This window comes from Methylobacterium sp. FF17, assembly GCF_025813715.1.
Classification (GTDB): Bacteria; Pseudomonadota; Alphaproteobacteria; order Rhizobiales; family Beijerinckiaceae; genus Methylobacterium; species Methylobacterium flocculans.
Genome location: NZ_CP107532.1, coordinates 5,427,935 through 5,444,149 on the forward strand (window position 1 = coordinate 5,427,935; position 16,215 = coordinate 5,444,149).

At 68.2% G+C, this 16,215-nt stretch carries 15 protein-coding genes; 4 read left to right on the plus strand and 11 right to left on the minus strand.

Annotation, left to right across the window (positions count from 1 at the left end; all coding sequences use genetic code 11):
• Nucleotides 1–326 precede the first annotated feature (326 nt).
• Both OF380_RS25845 and OF380_RS25850 read right to left on the minus strand, forming a co-directional pair.
• Nucleotides 327–701, minus strand: a complete 375-nt coding sequence (locus OF380_RS25845) for a helix-turn-helix domain-containing protein (protein WP_264048489.1) — start codon at nucleotides 699–701, stop codon at nucleotides 327–329.
• A gap of 228 nt (nucleotides 702–929) precedes the next feature.
• Entirely contained in the window at nucleotides 930–1,142 is a 213-nt protein-coding gene (locus OF380_RS25850) for a hypothetical protein (RefSeq protein ID WP_264048490.1), read from the minus strand.
• Nucleotides 1,143–1,851: 709 nt separating this feature from the next.
• Here OF380_RS25850 and OF380_RS25855 point away from each other — a divergent pair.
• Nucleotides 1,852–3,057, plus strand: coding sequence for a DUF2252 domain-containing protein (locus tag OF380_RS25855; protein ID WP_264048491.1), 1,206 nt, complete (start codon nucleotides 1,852–1,854; stop codon nucleotides 3,055–3,057).
• A 225-nt stretch (nucleotides 3,058–3,282) separates the two neighbouring features.
• Entirely contained in the window at nucleotides 3,283–3,567 is a 285-nt protein-coding gene (locus OF380_RS25860) for a hypothetical protein (RefSeq protein WP_264048492.1), read from the plus strand.
• Nucleotides 3,568–3,621: 54 nt separating this feature from the next.
• On the opposite strand, the gene gntA is transcribed toward OF380_RS25860, so the two are convergent.
• The 8 genes from gntA to OF380_RS25900 all read right to left on the minus strand — a co-directional run bounded on the left by gntA (nucleotide 3,622) and on the right by OF380_RS25900 (nucleotide 10,066).
• The gene (gntA, locus tag OF380_RS25865; protein WP_264048493.1) at nucleotides 3,622–4,326 is read right to left on the minus strand and encodes a guanitoxin biosynthesis heme-dependent pre-guanitoxin N-hydroxylase GntA; all 705 of its coding nucleotides are present in this window, start codon (nucleotides 4,324–4,326) and stop codon (nucleotides 3,622–3,624) included.
• A 107-nt stretch (nucleotides 4,327–4,433) separates the two neighbouring features.
• Nucleotides 4,434–5,300, minus strand: coding sequence for a type 1 glutamine amidotransferase (locus OF380_RS25870; protein ID WP_264048494.1), 867 nt, complete (start codon nucleotides 5,298–5,300; stop codon nucleotides 4,434–4,436).
• Nucleotides 5,301–5,333: 33 nt separating this feature from the next.
• Complete coding sequence (locus OF380_RS25875) at nucleotides 5,334–5,543, minus strand: hypothetical protein (RefSeq protein ID WP_264048495.1); 210 nt, start codon at nucleotides 5,541–5,543, stop codon at nucleotides 5,334–5,336.
• 482 nt (nucleotides 5,544–6,025) lie between these two features.
• Nucleotides 6,026–7,012, minus strand: a complete 987-nt coding sequence (locus tag OF380_RS25880; RefSeq protein ID WP_264048496.1) for an NAD(P)/FAD-dependent oxidoreductase — start codon at nucleotides 7,010–7,012, stop codon at nucleotides 6,026–6,028.
• Nucleotides 7,013–7,137: 125 nt separating this feature from the next.
• Complete coding sequence (locus OF380_RS25885) at nucleotides 7,138–7,632, minus strand: YidB family protein (RefSeq protein WP_264048497.1); 495 nt, start codon at nucleotides 7,630–7,632, stop codon at nucleotides 7,138–7,140.
• A 99-nt stretch (nucleotides 7,633–7,731) separates the two neighbouring features.
• Nucleotides 7,732–8,619 carry a YsnF/AvaK domain-containing protein gene (locus tag OF380_RS25890; RefSeq protein ID WP_264048498.1) on the minus strand — a complete coding sequence of 296 codons (888 nt, stop codon included), beginning with the start codon at nucleotides 8,617–8,619 and terminating at the stop codon, nucleotides 7,732–7,734.
• Complete coding sequence (locus OF380_RS25895) at nucleotides 8,616–9,098, minus strand: YsnF/AvaK domain-containing protein (RefSeq protein ID WP_264048499.1); 483 nt, start codon at nucleotides 9,096–9,098, stop codon at nucleotides 8,616–8,618. Before OF380_RS25895 ends, OF380_RS25890 begins: the two co-directional genes overlap by 4 nt.
• Nucleotides 9,095–10,066: a PhnA-like protein gene (locus tag OF380_RS25900; protein WP_264048500.1), complete on the minus strand. Its 972-nt coding sequence runs from the start codon at nucleotides 10,064–10,066 to the stop codon at nucleotides 9,095–9,097. Before OF380_RS25900 ends, OF380_RS25895 begins: the two co-directional genes overlap by 4 nt.
• A 517-nt stretch (nucleotides 10,067–10,583) precedes the next feature.
• Here OF380_RS25900 and OF380_RS25905 point away from each other — a divergent pair.
• Nucleotides 10,584–13,607: a response regulator gene (locus OF380_RS25905; RefSeq protein ID WP_264048501.1), complete on the plus strand. Its 3,024-nt coding sequence runs from the start codon at nucleotides 10,584–10,586 to the stop codon at nucleotides 13,605–13,607.
• A 59-nt stretch (nucleotides 13,608–13,666) separates the two neighbouring features.
• Here OF380_RS25905 and OF380_RS25910 read toward each other — a convergent pair whose 3' ends face one another.
• Nucleotides 13,667–14,374: a Crp/Fnr family transcriptional regulator gene (locus OF380_RS25910; protein ID WP_264048502.1), complete on the minus strand. Its 708-nt coding sequence runs from the start codon at nucleotides 14,372–14,374 to the stop codon at nucleotides 13,667–13,669.
• 464 nt (nucleotides 14,375–14,838) lie between these two features.
• On the opposite strand from OF380_RS25910, the gene OF380_RS25915 reads away from it, so the two are divergent.
• The gene (locus OF380_RS25915; RefSeq protein WP_264048503.1) at nucleotides 14,839–16,182 is read left to right on the plus strand and encodes an MFS transporter; all 1,344 of its coding nucleotides are present in this window, start codon (nucleotides 14,839–14,841) and stop codon (nucleotides 16,180–16,182) included.
• Nucleotides 16,183–16,215 lie beyond the last annotated feature (33 nt).

A 16,215-nucleotide genomic window follows, 5' to 3' on the forward strand; every position in this document is an offset into this window, starting at 1 on the left:
AGACCAGGGATTCCTTTCACGGTGGCCGAAAGAGGCGCTCCGCGCTGCTGCTCGGGCACGAGTGGCCAACCTCTTGCGCCGCCTCGCCGCCTCGGCCTGTTCCGCCGAGATGCCGGCGGAGATCAATGCGCTCGGGTTCGGACTCGAACGGAACGGCGGCAGCGCCCGCCCCAGCGTCACCTAACCGAGACCCCCGAGCCACGGCAGTGCGTCCCATGGCATCGGGGCGCCTTCACACGGCTCCGTACGCCCGGATCGCACTACGGCGCGCTTCCTTCACGATGCCTTCAGGACGGCGTGTGCCACGCCGGCCTCGTCGGAGTACCTCACAACGCGTAGGCACGCTCCTCTTCGGGACTGTCGGACGCATCCACGACGATGCTGCCCTCGTGATGCTTGGCGTCCGACCATGCGATGCGCACGTCCTTGCCCAAGCTCGTCAGTGCCCGCATGAGCCTGTCCGTCGAGAAGTCCCGGACGAGACGATTGACGATCCGTGAAACGTCGGATTGAGATAGACCTGTCCGGGAGGCGACATCCTTTTGCGTAAGGCCACGCGCCTCGGCGATAAGGGCGATCTCGTTCGCCATCAAAATCCTGAGTCGTAGGCTTCCGGTTTCGTTGTAACCTCGGTCAGCCAGGAAATCCCCGCTGCCGATGACGGGTCCGGACTCTTCGTCATCCATCGTTGTGGTCGACATCGCTCATCTCCCTGGGATTGGCGTCACGGTTGCCGCGTCTTCCCCGCGGTTGGTCCTTCTCTCGCTGAAACGGCGGATGAAAAGGTTCTTGTTCTGTAGATATGCCTCACGTGCCTTCGCGAGCCTTGCCTCCAATCTTTCGACCTGCTCCTGGGGGATCTGACCTCCCCTCGGTGACTTCTTCATCCCGGCGTCCAGGACGAATATGACTTCGTCGAACTCGACGACCTAATAGACCCTGTACTCGTCCGTGTTCCAAGGCAGCTTGATCTCAGTGACGCCGGCCAAGGTGCGGCCTCGTAGGGCCTCGTACTCGCCTCTCGGCAGGGAGCCCCCTTTCTGCAGTACCGACAATGCCGTCTCGGCACGTTCGAGCACCTCCGGAGGCAGGGCGTCGAACGCCTTCTCGGCTGCCCTGTTCACGAACGCCACTTCCTTCACGTCCAGGCTCGTGGCGCTTGTCAGGGATTCCTAGATATATCGGTTCCGCTATAATCACATGCGCCGTAGCAACCTTCAACGGTTCGCTCGCCAATGGCGGCACAATGGCGAGTTCTCTGGAGACGCACCCTGGCTCCAGTTAGCGTCGGCCGTACATCACAAGGGCGGCTCTGGCTGCGCGGAGCCATGCCATCCCGACCGGCGGCTGGCTATCGCGCGACGGAGGCGGTGCCGCGCTCAGCGAGGGACGGCCCCCTGGTCAATACCGTGAAGCCGGCGAACCCGGTGTCGGGAGTTCACCTCGGGGAAGCCCTCAGTGATGCCGTGGCAGGCCGACAGCCGCGGCCCGAGCCTGCAGGCATTCTCGGCGGCGAGTTCCGGTGCGGCATGGACGGGTGCGCGCCGGCCCTTGCGTACCCTGTGCGGGACCTTGGAAGAGCCCTCCCACGCCGGAAGGGCACTATGGACCTCGATGTGGGTCTGCTGGATCATGTTGGCGGCGTCGTTCGTGATGGCCGTATGCCGAACGAACCGATGTTGCCGCCGACATAGGGCGGGACAGCACGTCCGCCTCCGCATGCATGCCGCACGCGCTACCTGTCCGGTTAATCCTTGCCGAGGACGAAACAACGCACGTTGCCCACCTGTTCTCGTGCGTTGAAGAGAGCGGCCAGGACGGTGCCGCAGCCGTGCGTGCGTAAGGTGGTGAATGCCCGAGACCCGAACCTTCGGCTCCGAGGAACGCGCGGCGGTGCTTGAGCGGCAACGAACCCTGAAGATGGCCCGGTCCGCCCATGCCTACGTCCGCGGCAATACCCTCAAGTTCTACGAGTGGCTCGACGGCCTGCCACGCGGCACCCTGCCCGAGGGCCCGCCGGTCTGGATCTGCGGAGACTGCCACCTTGGCAACCTGGGTCCTCTCGCCGATGCCGAAGGGCACGTCGCCATCCAGGTGCGCGACCTCGACCAGACCGTCATCGGGAACCCGACGCACGACCTCGTTCGGCTCGGCCTGTCGCTGGCCAGCGCGGCGCGCGGCTCGGACCTTCCGGGAGTCGTCACCGCCAGGATGCTGGAGGAGATGGTGCGCGGCTACGCATCGGGCCTGGGCGGGCCCGGCTCGGACGAGCCTCCGCCCGAGCCGGACGTCGTGCGCACCGTGCGCCGCCGTGCCCTCGGACGGCATTGGAAGCACCTCGCGCGCGAGCGCCTGAAGGACGTCGAGCCCCGGATCCCGCTTGGGCGCAAGTTCTGGGCGCTCAGCGGCGAGGAACGCACCGCCCTCGATGCCCTTTTCGGCCAGGAAGCGGTGCGCCGCCTCCTGAACCCCTCCGGCCTCGGCGGTGGCCGTACCGACGTTCGCCTCGTCGATGCCGCCTACTGGATGAAGGGCTGCTCCTCGCTCGGCTTCCTGCGCCATGCGGCCTTGGTGCGGATCGATGAGCCCGGCACCAAGCGAAGGCTGGCGCTCGTCGATCTCAAGGAAGCCGTCGAGGCCGCCGCTCCCGCCGCCCGCGGCGCCGAGATGCCGGCGGACCCCGCCGAGCGTGTGGTGGCCGGCGCCCGCGCTCTCTCGCCGAACCTCGGCGACCGCATGCTGGCCTTGCACCTCCTGGGCAGGCCGGTGGTGATGCGCGAACTCGCTCCGCAGGACCTCAAGCTCGACGTCGCGCAGTTCGGGCGGGAGGAGGCCATCCGGGCCGCGCACTACCTCGCCTACGTGGTTGGTACGGCGCATGGCCGGCAGATGGACGAGGCGACCCGCTCCGGCTGGCGTTCGGAGGTCCTGTCGGGCAGGGACGACGGCGATAAGGCTCCCTCCTGGCTGTGGTCGAGCGTGGTGGAGCTCGCCGGTCGCCATGAGGTCGGCTACCTGCAGCACTGCCGCCGTTACGACGGAAAACTAGCCGCCTGAGGTCGCTCCGCCCGATTGCGGCGCCAGAACCCTGGAGGATGAGGAAGGCGCCAGGGTGGGCCCGACGGCGGATCGGAACCGGTCGCGCCAGCCTTCCGAGTCCGTCTCGTGCGGGACGCTTCGTGGCACAAGGTCGACCGATGACGCACCCCGTGGACCATAGGGCGCGACGGCTTCGTCCTTCGCAGGCATAGGGTCCGGAAGGCAGGGCGGAACCGTTACGTCATGCTCGGCGCTACCAGTCGTATGGACCCGCTCGATGACACGGTGCGCACCCTCCTCGCACTCGCGGCCCGCTATCGGCCCGGCACGATCATCGAGGCCGAGCGCGTGGTCGACGCCTACCTGACACACTTCCCGGTCTACGAGGCTCGGCGGACAGCGATGGTTGCCCTGCTCGAAGAGCTTACCATGCCGGAACACCGAGCCCGCAATCGCGGGGGCTTGTTCGAGCTTATCGAGATGCACTTGGAACGCCGCCACCGTGAGATCGCGGTACGGTTTCAATAGGCTGCCCGGGTGCGTGGCCAGGCCGTGCCCGAACGGGTCTGAGCCTTGGTCCCCTCAGGGCGTGCCGGAAGCCGGCGGCGCGTTATCGCGGGGCCGGAAGGGACAGCGCCATGCCTCGTCCACGACCCGGCCGCTGTACTGGCGCGCCTCCGAGACCTCGCCGTGTCGCGCCAGCATCGGGTTCGTCGAGCCGGCGAGCGCCTCGTCCCGCTGCAGGATGGAGGAGCGCAGCTTCTCGTAGCGGCCGGCCTCGCGCAACTGCTCGAACTGGGCGTGCAGGTTGAACACCAAGGCGGGTGACGAGAACCGGCGCGCCGGACGGCTCGCGTTCGGGTGGAGGCCGACGACGAAGAAAGCCTCGCCTGCGAAGCTCAGCGAGAAGTGCGGGCTCTCCGGCTCGGAAGCGACGCTCTTGTCCCATGGGTGGCCGAGCCAAGCGTCCTTGTCGGCGAGCGACTGCACCCGCTCCCAGAGGTGACGCTCGAACCCTTCCTCGTCCAGCTCGCCAGGTCCTTCGAAGATGACGGCGAAGCTCTGGAACAGGTCCGGCTGCCGCCGGTACCGCGCCGCGAATGCGAGCAGCGCCGGGTAAATCCGCATGTCGTCCCATGCCGAGGTGATGTCGCGGGCGACCAGCACCCGCATCTGTCCCTTCGACAAGGCCGACTTCGCGCCGACGCAAGGGAATCCGCCATCGCGGATGAAGTCGCGGAAGGCTTCGGCTCGCGGATGATTTCTGTCGTCTCGTGGCAGTTGCATGGGAACTCGGCACGCTCGTCGAAAAGTGCTCGCGGAACCTGCATGGGTGCCGCGGCACCAGGCAACGGCGCCCCGTGAGCGACGTTCCCCACGCGTTCGGGATCGCGTCACTTACCCACAGAGAAGGGGCCGGCCCGACCGAACCTGGCAACGGTCTCGATGAAGTTCCGAAGCTCTGTGAGCCTCCGTCGCTCATCCGTGACCTCCTCGTCCAGGCCCAGCTGCCAGGCAAGGTTCCGTCGGGTCGGCTTGCGGTGCAGGGCGTCTATCTGCCCGGCGTACGCCTCCACGTCGTCGCGGCTTCCGGCCAACCCCGCCTCGACCAGGCCCTCCGCCTGTCGGCGCAAGGCGCCGGCCACTTCGTCGAGGCCGATCTCGGGATGGTACTGTATGCCCCAGAACACACCGCGTTCAAAGCGGATCTCGGCGGCCTGTACGGCGGTGACGCGATTACCGGCAAGCAGCACCGCTCCGGGCGGAAGGGACGCGACCTCGTCCGTGTGGATGGCCGGCGCGTCATAGGAGGCTGGACGGCCCGCGAGGAGTGGGTGTACGCGGCCCGCTTCTGTCAACGTGATCCGCCGCGCGAAGGCGGCCTCCTGCCCATGTGCGTTCCGGCGCACGCTGCCCCCGGCTGCGACGGTCGCGACCTGCAGCCCCGCGCATGAACCGAAAGCCGGCGTACCCACCTCGAACACGGCTCGCATGAAGGCGATCGTGCGCCGGGTCTTCGGCGTCTCCTCGTACAGGTGCAGCGGCGAACCGGTGAGGAAAACGGCGTCGAAGCCGGCCAGGGTGGCGCCCGGCGGGAGAGCCGCGTCGGCGTCGGCCGGCTGGATGCGGTCGCAGACAACACCCGGTGCGAGCTTCTCCAGGATGTCGAGGTAGGTCTCGCCGGAGGAGCGACCGACGCTCCCGCGTCGCTCCTCGCGCGCCTGCGGTGTTTCGCTCTCGGCGACAAGGAACCGCAGCATCGGCTTGGATGAACTCACGGGTCTCGATCTTCCTCAGTGTCCGCGCGGCATCGGAAGCCAGCGGCGCAGGCTGGCGATGCCCGCCGTGAAGCGTGCGTTCGAAATGGCCCCGAGGGTCTCCTCCGAAGCCCCGGCCGCCCTGGCCTCGGCCTCGAAGGCGGTCAGACGGGTGAGCAGCACGTCCTCCAGGCCGGGGATGGCTGTCAGGTGGCGAGCGGCGAGCATCTCGTGCAGCCGCCGCATGTACGAGATGCTCGCTCCCTCTCCGCTGCCATTCCGTCCCAAACCTTTCCGTCTGGCTCCTGTCCGGTTGGAAGGCGCCTTTCTGGCAACCTCGAATGGAAGGAAGGGTTTGCGCGGGTGCCTGCGGCATCCTGATCCGGACCATAGATTGGCGGATGGGTCCCATCGTCGGAGGCGCCGAGCGGGCTAATGCCCGACCCTGCCACTGACAGGCCTCGCAGTTTTCCTGATCGGCCTGGCAAAGCCGGAGGTTCAGTCTCTGCGGACCCTGTCGCACCTCTTTATCGCCGTGAGATTCAGTGCGGCTCCGCTCCGCGGCTCCCTGATAACGGCGAGCGGCAACGTCCATTGTCTTCGAGCACACTGGATGGGCCGAATCCGATGGGAGCCACGTGGGCATTCGATGGGTGCTCGGAGGCGTCCTCAAGGGTGAACGGCATCGCTCTGCCGTCGCTCCCTTGAGAGTTCGGCCCACGGAGACATCAGGCGTTGCAGGCCCTCCGCTCGGCACCGTCGACCTCTTCCTCAGTGGGCAATTCGCAGCGGTTGTGGATGTCGGTGGCGGCAATTGCCCCGTGCCCCATCGCGACCACGACCTGATCGAGCCCGCGTACCACGCCACCCGCCGCGTAGAGGCCCGGCACCGTCGTACGGTTGTGCTCGTCGACGGCGAGTGCGCCTGTCCCGTCGTGCTCAGCTCCCAACGCCAGCGCGAGTTCGGAGCGGAGCTTCAGCCCCAGTGCCGAGTACAGCACCTCGAACCTGTGTTCCTCCCCGCTTGCCGTCCTCAGCACCGTGATCCTGTCCCCCTCAGTGTCGAGGCCGGACACCGGATCGTGGACGACTTGGATGCCGTGCTCCCGGACGCGTTCCCGCTCGCCTGCGTCGAGGTCCATGCCTTGACCGAGCGTCAGAAGCGTCACGTCCCGGGAATAGGTGCGAGCGACAAACACCGCCTCGCCCAGGCCTCGGTCGCCGTGACCGATGACCGCGATACGCTTACCTCGCGCCTCGTACCCGTCGCAGATCGGGCAGTAGCGCACGAGACCCTGTCGGACGGCATCCGGCAGGTCCGGAAGGTCCGGCTCCACGTCGTCCGCTCCCGTGGCGAGCAACACCCGGCGCGCCCGCACCTCGCGCACGACGCCCCGTCTCCCATCCACATCGGCTGCAAAACCTCCCTCGGCCTTGCGCAACGCGGTGACGCTGCCCCTCGCGACCTGAGCGCCGTAACGCGCGAGGTGCGCGCGTTGGCGGGCGAGGATCTCCTGCCCTGAGATGCCGTCGGCGAAGACCGGGATGTTGTGGCTGGTCGGTATCCAGTTGGCGCGGGAATCTCCCGCATCCACCAGGAGGAAGCGGCGCTCGAAGCGGGCGAGGTACAGCGCGGCGGTCAGTCCGCCAGGTCCGCCGCCGACGATCAAGCAGTCGAGGGGGGCGTCGAAGTCAGCAGACCTTGGATCCGACATCGTCCATGCGCTCCGGAACAAGGTGGGTCTCTTGGAGCGACCATCCTTGGCCGGCTTCGGTTCCGCGGCCGACTGAAGCCACCTCCTTTGCGGGCCACGCCATCGGCCATGGAACCTCGGCTTGGTTAAGCCGGAAGGCGACCATCGGGCGTGTACTGGTCGACGGCGTTCGGGAGGTTCTTGGAAAGCCGCGCCAGCAACTCGTCCCGCGATAGGCCCGTACGCTGCGTCAGCGTCGCGAGAACGTCAGGGCCAATCGCCTGCTCCAGATGGTGCGGGGCGATCTCCTGGTTGGGGCCGTGGTTGACCCACGACTGCGCTGCCTGTCCGTGACCGGCATTGTGGAAGCGCTCCAGCATCTCGCCCAGGCCACTGCTCAGGAAGCCTCCGGGCGATGCGCCACGCTGGGTGCCCGCCAGACCGCCAAGGAAGCCGCCCAAGGCACCGCCCGCGCCCTCCCCCGAACCAGTCAGGCTTCCCGGTGCGGCGCCGGACCCTGCGAGCTGCGGACTTCCCTGGCCGGCTCCGCCGAGCAACTCGGCCAGCTTGTCCTTGTTCTGGTAGCCGGCAAGAGCCAGCAGACCGAGCAGCGCCGTCATGGATGGGAAGCCGTCACTCATGTCTCGTCTCCTCGCGAGGGAGGGTCCTCCCCGAATGGCCATATGGGCCGGCGCAGCTCCGAAGCGGCGGCCGACCCGGTTGTTCGAGCCGACGCTGCCTCAGACCGGCTTGCGCGGGTCGGTGCCGCTCACGCCCGTGCGACTGACGTTGCCACGCTCGTCCTCGACCTCGACCTCTGTGCGCCGCACCGTATCGGAGACCGTCTCGGTGCGCTGGGTCGCGTCCTTGCGGATGCCGACCTCCTCGACCACGCGGGCATCCTTGGAGACCACCGCCTCCTCGCGACGCTCCGTCGCCTCGATGGTCTTCTCGGCAAACAGCGCCTCGTCGGCGGCCGTGACCGGACGGTCGACCGCGCGGCGCTCGATCTCGACGTGCTCCTCGCGCAGGCTGACCTGCTCCTCCACCGGCGTCTCGATGGCGTAGGAACGCACCCGCACGCGGCCATGCTCGGCCACGCGCTTACCGACGTTCAGCCGCTCCTCGACGACGGGGATGTAGTCGGTCTCGCCCGTGCCGCGTGCCGCCGCAGCACCCGTTGCCGTCCCGGTCGACGCCGTTCCGGACGTCACCGTGCCCGTGGCGGACGCTCCGGTCGCCGAGGCGGCGCCGTAGCCGCTCCAACCTTCCTTGCGCCACGTCGCCTCGCGCTCGTCGAGGTCGACCGATCCGTTCTCCTCCAGGATGTCCATGGCGGCGGCAACCCGGTTGTCCTCCACCGTGGCGGTCAGGAGCGTGCCGCCCCGGCTGAGGCCCTCGGTGTACGCGTAGCGGTCCTCCTCGGGCATGAAGGCGTCCTTGAGCGAGGCCCAGAAGCCGCCCTCGTCCCGGGTGTGGTCGTACGACCCCGTGCTGCGGGTGGCCGTCGTGGACGCCCCGGGCGTCAACCGGATCGACCCTTGCGGGAAGCCCGCGGCCACGAGCTTGCTCAAGGCGGCCTGCGCCTGGGCCTGGTCGTCGTAGAGTGCCGTGATGGTCTGCGTCATGAACCCGTCTCCTCCGATGTTGCCGGCGTGATCTCCCCCTCGGGACCCACGCGCTCGATCTCGGCACGCTGGCGACGCAGCGTGACCGGAAACTCCACCTCCTCGCCGGATGCGGTGTGGCGGACATGGACCTCTTCCTTGAGGACCAACCGCTTCTCGACGACGAGGACTTCCTCAAGGACGGGAATGACGATCACCCCGCCCTCGTTCCTGACCTGCGGCGCAACCTCGCCCTCGCCGAGCGTCCGGTTGACCGGCACGCGAGTGACCTCGACGGCGTCGCCGCGCAGGGTCTCGCGCAGGACCTGCTCGACCGTGTCCGTGTGGGTGCTGACCCGAACCCGGCCGGTCTCGACCACCCGCTTCTCGATGCGTGCCGTCTCCTCGATAAGGGGAACCAGGACCGTCTCGCCGGCCTGAACTTCCTCGGTGAGGATCGGGCTGCCGGTCTGGATCGGGCGGGCGGGACCGTCGCTCACGGCCGGCGCTGCATCGCGTTGAAGCCCAGGCCGGTGACGGTCGGCGCGACCGCACCCATGCGGCCACCGAACCAGGAAGCGACGGCGCCGAGCACGAGGGCGAAGAACCCGAACAAGGCACCGCGCGAGACGGCCTTGCGCGTCAGCTCGGCCGCCTGCTTGGCCTGCTGCTTGGCGCTGTCGGCCGCCTGGCGGTATTGCTGCTCGTATTGCTGGACCTGACCCTTGGCCTGATCGACCGGGATGTTCTGCGCCTTGGCCAGCGCTTCCGCCGCACGGGTGCGGGCCGCATCGGCCTGGGCCGGGTCGCCAGTCAGGGCCGCGCGCACGGCTGACACGGCCGCATCCTTCGCAGCCGCAGGGTCCTGCCCGGCGGACGCACCGCGAACGGACTGCTCGATGGAGGAGAACGGATCGCTGACCTTGGACAGCGAGGGCGCGGCGGCTTGCGCCGCTGTCTGCACGGCACCGCCTGCCGTGTTCGCCAAGCCACCGGCGACGCTGCTGAGCGAGTTGAAGGCGCCGCCGAGCACGCCGCCGACCGTCGAGGACAGCAGGTAGAAGATCACCAGCGTGGTGAAGGCCCAGGCCGTCAGCCCGTGCCACGCGGCCGTGTTCTCCTTGGGCTTGCCGCATAGCCGGCCCGCCGCGTAAGCGCCGACGAAGGAGGCGATCACGCCCGACAGGGTCCACCAGAGTCCGGCGCCGATGGAGAAGGTCTGGGCGGAAGGATTGTCGCCCCCGGCCGCGCTGAGGGAGGCCGCACCGATGCCGAGGCCAAGCAGGTTCAGGAGCAATTGTACCACGAGGGCGACGACCACACCCGCGAGCACGGCGCCCCAGGAAATCTTGTTGAGCATGATGGAGCGCGCGTCTTCCGTTGGCGTAACGGGGCTCACGTGCGGGGCCTCGTCGTCGCCGCGATTGCGCGGCGTGTCGGGCGTGTCCGGCGTGACGGTCACGGTCATGGTCTTCCTCCCGGGGGCCGCACCTGATGTGCTTGCCGGTCAAAAGTCCCTGGACGTGGGCAAAGTTCCGCCGATTAACATTCCGGGATGAGAGTCATCGGCAGAGCTGAGCCACGACGGCTGAGCCATTGCCTTGAAGGCCTGTCCCCGGAGTGGACGACGCTCGCTGGCGAGCGCCAAGCCGTGCAACCGCCGACCCGCGCAGCAACTCGACGCGATGGCGAACGAGAGGTCCGCCGACCGCGTGCCCGCGTCCCTCCCGCATCCGTCGCCCTGGGCGGCCGCGGTACGGCGCATGGAACGAAGGCCGATTCATGCGCAGCAAGGACGGACGCCCTGGCCGTTGGAGGTTCATGCTCCGCGCTTCACGCCTCCGTTCCCGTGCCGCCGAATGCAGGTCCGCTACGTAGGGACGGGTGGCCTTGTACGTAAGCGTGACCTTGGCCGTGACCTGCGATGGTGCCGGCGCGTTATACCTCGGGAGAGAGCTTCTTCCGCCGTACAGCAGGCCGCCCACATGAATTTCCTGACCTCCATGCTGCGCCGGAAGGGCTGGCGCGGTTCCCGGCCGCTCGCAGGCTTGCCGAGCTTCCCGCTGGCGTCCGTGCTGATCCTCCTCGCCTTGGTGGCCGGCGTCTGGAACTACCTGGCCGCGGAGGCGACCCGTGCCGAGGCCGCGCGCCGGCACGCCATCATGGGCCAGAGCGAGCGCCTTCTCTCCACCATGAAGGACCTGGAGACGGGCATGCGCGGCTATGCCCTGGTCGGAACCGAGGAGTACCTCCAACCCTACAACGCCGCCCTGGCCAGGGTCGACCAGGAGCTGCGCGACCTCGATGGGCTTGAGAGGGCTCGCTCAACAAAGGAGGGTGCCAAGGGCGAGTTGTTGTCGACCCTCGTCGCCGCCGAGCGTGCCTTCGCCGCAGGCGTCGTCGAGGCAAGGCAGGCGAGCGGCCTCGACGCCGCGACGGCCCTCGTGCAGACCGGTGAGGGCAAGCGCACCATGGACGCGATCCGCAGGGCGACGCGCTCCGTCGAGGATCAAGCGGCCGGGACCTTGGCGCGCCTTGAACGGGACGACCGCCGACGCTCCCTCCTCCTGTCCCTGCTCTGCGGAGGTTCGGCGCTTGCCGGCGTGGGCCTCATCGCGCGCCTCGCCATGGTGCGCCGGCGCGAGAGCCAGCGCATGACGGCCCTCCTCGACGGCGTCCTGGCGAACGCGCCCGTGGGACTGGGCTTCCTCGACCGCGAACTGAGGATCCGCCACATGAACCGGTCGATGGAGAGCATGAGCGAGCGCGGCTTCGGCGCGGACCTCGGGGCACCGATCTGGGCCTTGCTGCCGACCCTTCGGGACGAGCTCGCCCCGAAGCTTGCGGCGGCGCGCGACCAGGGGCTCGTCACCACGAACGTCGAGGTGGGGGTTCCCGCTCCCAGCGCGCCAGGCGGCACCCGGCACTTCCAGATGAGCTTCTACCCCCTTCAGGACGGTGGAGGGCGACGGCGCGCCCGGGTCGATGGCGTTGGCTTGGTCATTTCCGACGTGACGCTGCGCAAGCTCTCCGAGCTTCGCATGAGCGAGAGCGAGGAGCGCTTCCGCTCGCTGACCGAGGCGACCTCCGCGATCATCTGGACGACCAATGCCGACGGGACCTTCGCGGGCGTGCCCTCCGAGTGGACGCGCTTCACCGGCCAAAGCGGGAGCGACGCTGCCGGGCATGGCTTCCTCGATGCCGTCCATCCGGACGACCGCGCCGCGACGGCGGAGGCCTGGGGGAACGCCGTCGCATCGGTGACACCGTTCGAGGTCGAGCACCGCCTGCGGCGGCATGACGGCACCTGGCGCGACATGGAGGTGCGCGCCGTTCCGATCCTGGAGGAGAACGGTACCGTACGCGAGTGGGTCGGGGCCCATTCGGACATCACGGCCCGCAAGGAAGCCGAGCTCCAGCTGGAGATGGCCAAGGAGGCGGCCGAGGAAGCCAATCGCGCCAAGAGCCAATTCCTGGCCAACATGAGCCACGAGCTGCGCACCCCGCTCTCCGCCGTGATCGGCTATTCGGAGATGCTGCAGGAGGAGATGGAGGATCTTGGCCAGGAAAGCCTGCTTTCGGACATGCGCAAGATCGAGTCGAACGCCCGCCACCTGCTCGGCTTGATCAACGACGTCCTGGATCTGTCGAAGATCGAGGCCGAGCGCATGGAGATCTACCCGGAGGAGTTCTCCGTGGCCGAGGTCGTGCAGGACGTCGCCGCCACCGTCGAATCCCTCGTCGAGAAGAAGGGTAACGCGATGGCCCTCGATCTCGGGCAGGACCTCGGCGCCGCATGCACCGACGTGACGAAGCTGCGCCAGTGCCTGATCAACCTCCTCAGCAACGCCGCCAAGTTCACCGAAGCCGGGAAGATAACCTTGAGCGCTAGGCGGGAGCGCCATGGAAACGTCGAGTGGCTTGCGTTCGCCGTCAGCGACACCGGCATCGGCCTCAGCCCCGAGCAGCAGGCCAGGTTGTTCCAGCGCTTCAGCCAGGCCGATGCCTCGACCACGCGGCGCTTCGGCGGCACCGGCCTCGGGCTCGCGATCACCCGCGCCTTCGCGAACATGCTCGGTGGCGAGATCGGGGTCGAGAGCGAGGAAGGAGTGGGTACGACGTTCACCGTGCGCCTGCCCGCGCACTACGTCGAGGCGTCGGCCGAGGGTTCAGGCGACGCCCCGGGACAGGAGGTTATGCATCCTCCGGCTGGACGGGCCGCTTCGGCTTCCGGCCACGTCCTGATCATCGACGACGATCCCGCGACGCGCGACCTGCTCGCCCGGTTCCTGCAGAGGGACGGATTCCAGGTCGCCACGGCCGCGGACGGACGCGAGGGACTCGACCGGGCACGGACCTTGCGCCCGCGCGTGATCCTTCTCGACGTGACCATGCCGCGCATGGACGGTTGGACGGTGCTTCGCGCCCTGCGCGCCGACGCGGAGCTCGGCGACACACCCATCATCATGGTGACCGTGCTCGACGAGCAGAACCTCGCCTTCTCTCTGGGCGCGACCGACTACCTGCACAAGCCGGTGGAGTGGGGTCAGCTCAAGTCGGCGATGGAGCGGTTCAAGCCATCCGAGCATGACGGTCCCGTCCTTGTCATCGACGACGATGCGGATGCGCGGGAGCGCATGGCGACGCTCCTCACGCGCGAGGGCTGGCGCGTGGCCTCGGCCGAGCATGGGCGGGCCGGACTGGACGCGGTTGCGGCGCGAACGCCGTCCCTGATCCTGCTCGACCTGATGATGCCCGAGATGGACGGGTTCGCCTTCCTGCGCGCGCTAAGGGCGCGACGCGAGTGGCGCGACATCCCGGTCGTGGTGCTGACCGCAAAGGATGTCACCGCCGACGACCGCCGCAGGTTGGCTGGCCAGGCCGACCGCGTCCTGCAGAAGGGACAGCTCGGCCTTTCCGACCTTGCCGAGACGCTCCGTTCCCTGGTCTCGCCGGCGTCCATGCAACCGACGACGGAACTCAGCGGGCAACTTGAGCCGACGCCATAGCACCCAATGCCTCGGATGGTCAGACCCGCCTTCCCGATCTCCGTCGGGAGGGCGGGTGGTCAACGCAACGCTTCCCCTGCCGCGACGCGGCTCAAGCGCGACCTGTCGACCACGCGGACACGTTCCCGTCCGAGGACCACGATGCCGGCCCGCTCCCAACTGCAAAGCACCCGGCTCACCGTGAAGAGCGTGGTCCCGCAGAGCTGCCCCAGTTCCTGTCGCGTCATCCGCACCTCCTCCGCATTGCCGAGGCTGGCGTCCCCCGCCGGCGAGATCTTGAGGAGTTGGGTGGCGAGCCTGCGTCGGACCGGACCGTTGGCCATCTCGGCCTCGCGCCGGAACAGGTCAGCCAGGCGGCCACTCACGAGCGAGAGGGCATTGATGGCGAACCGTGGATGGGCCTCCATCAGGGCGAAGGCCTGACTGCGCGACCAGGCGTAGGTCTCGCATATGCCTATCGAGGTGGCCGTCGCGAGGTACGGCAGGTCGCGGAACACGGCGGCGCAGCCGATCAGGTCGCCGGATTGCATCAGGTGCACCGTCAACTCCCGCCCGTCGTTCGCGACCCGCGAGACCTTCACCCGCCCGGCAACGAGCAGCAGCAGGTGCGCGGGCCTGTCACCCTGGCGAACCAACGTCGTGCGCGAGCCGATGCGCGAGAACTTCGCCTGGCCGAGGATCAGGTCCACGCTTCCCTGGTCCAAGCCATGGAAGAGTTCGTAGTCGGATTGAAACTCGGCGGCGGCCACCACCCCTTGCTTGCCCATCTGTCGCTCCCGGACGCCGGGGAACCGTGGGTGATTTCGTTGGGCCGCTCTTTGATCTCGAACAAAGACGGGGGCGCCGCTTGCGCCTACGGTCCAGTCCAGGGGGCGTCGAGGAGAGGCGTGGATGCGTGTTCGCCACCTCAAGCGGGTTGATGTGCGGAAGCTCTGCATGAGTCTTGGATTGGTGCTTGCGTGTTGTCCGCGCAGATATTCCAAGTCGAGGATCGTGCGGATGGTCGCATCCGATGATTATAGATCCAACCAATAGCGCTTCCCGGTTGGGTTATCATGTAACTTGCGTCCCATGTTCAGGGTGCGCAGCTTGAGCGACGGCTCGCCTGCGCCATGGGCCTCGTCGTCACTATGGCTCGTGGCCCGCTCGGCCCGATCCCTTCTCCTAAGCGCGGCGCCGAAGCGGCCCCGCGGATCCTGCCGGAAGCAACGCGTCGGAGACCGATACCCGGATGGCGATGGACAACGTTCAAGGGCCCCTGCCCTCCTCCACGCCGCTTGAGCGTGACGCCCGCTCGGCGTCCACGGACCACAAGGTCGCGCCGGGCGAGATCGCCATCGGCGTCGTCATCGGCCGGGCCGCGGAGTACTTCGACTTCTTCGTCTACGCCATCGCCTCGGTCGTGGTCTTCCCCAAGGTGTTCTTTCCCTTCGCGGAACCCCTGACGGCGACGCTCTACTCCTTCGCGATGTTCTCGCTAGCCTTCGTCGCAAGGCCGGTCGGGTCGGTCCTGTTCACCGTGGTCGACCGCCGGCACGGCCGCGGCGTGAAGCTGGGCGTCGCGATGCTCCTGCTCGGCTTTTCCACCATGGCCATGTCCTTCCTGCCGGGCTACGCGCAGATCGGCGCCTGGTCCCTGTACCTCCTCGGCCTGCTGCGGGTCGGGCAGGGCCTTGCGCTGGGCGGCGCATGGGACGGTTTGGCATCGCTCCTGGCCCTTAACGCGCCGGTGGAGCGCCGCGGCTTCTACGCGGCCCTTCCGCAGCTCGGCGCGCCGGTCGGCTTCATGCTGGCCGCGGTCCTGTTCGCCTATTTCCTGCTGAACCTGCCCGAGCCCGCCTTCCTCGACTGGGGCTGGCGCTACCCCTTCTTCTGCGCCTTCACCATCAACGTCGTCGCGCTCTTCGCGCGCCTGCGGCTGGTGGCCACCGACGAGTTCGCGCGCCTCCTCGAACTGCGTCGGCTCGAACCATCGCCGATCATTCCCCTGCTCCGGAACCACTCCCGCGACCTGCTTGTCGGCGCGCTGATCCCGCTGTCGAGCTTCGCGCTGTTCCACCTCGTGACCGTGTTCCCCATCAGCTGGATCACCCTGTTCACGCAGCGTTCGGCCGGCGAGTTCCTGATGGTGCAATGCTCCGGCGCCTTCATCTGCGCGGGCGCGGTCCTCGCCTCCGGCCTGATCGCCGACCAGATCGGCCGTCGCATGCTCCTCCTGCTCTCGGCGGGCCTCATCGCCGTGTTCGCCATCGGCAGCATCATCGCTCCCCTCGTCATCGAGGAGAACGCGATAGGGCAGACCATCTACGTCAACGCCGGATTCCTGCTCCTCGGCCTGTCCTACGGGCAGTCCTCCGGCGCGGTGACGTCCAGGCTGGAGCAGCGCTACCGCTACACCGGGGCGGCGCTCACCAACGACCTCGCCTGGCTCCTCGGGGCGGGCTTCGCACCCCTGGTGGTCCTGTTCCTGTCGGCCCGCTACGGGCTCGCCTGCGTCGGCCTGTACCTCCTGTCCGGGGCGGTCACCACCCTGCTGGCCCTCGCAAGCTCCCGCTCCGAGATCCGGCAGGTCTGAACCGTGCGGACGCCGACGCTTCCGCCTTCCGCG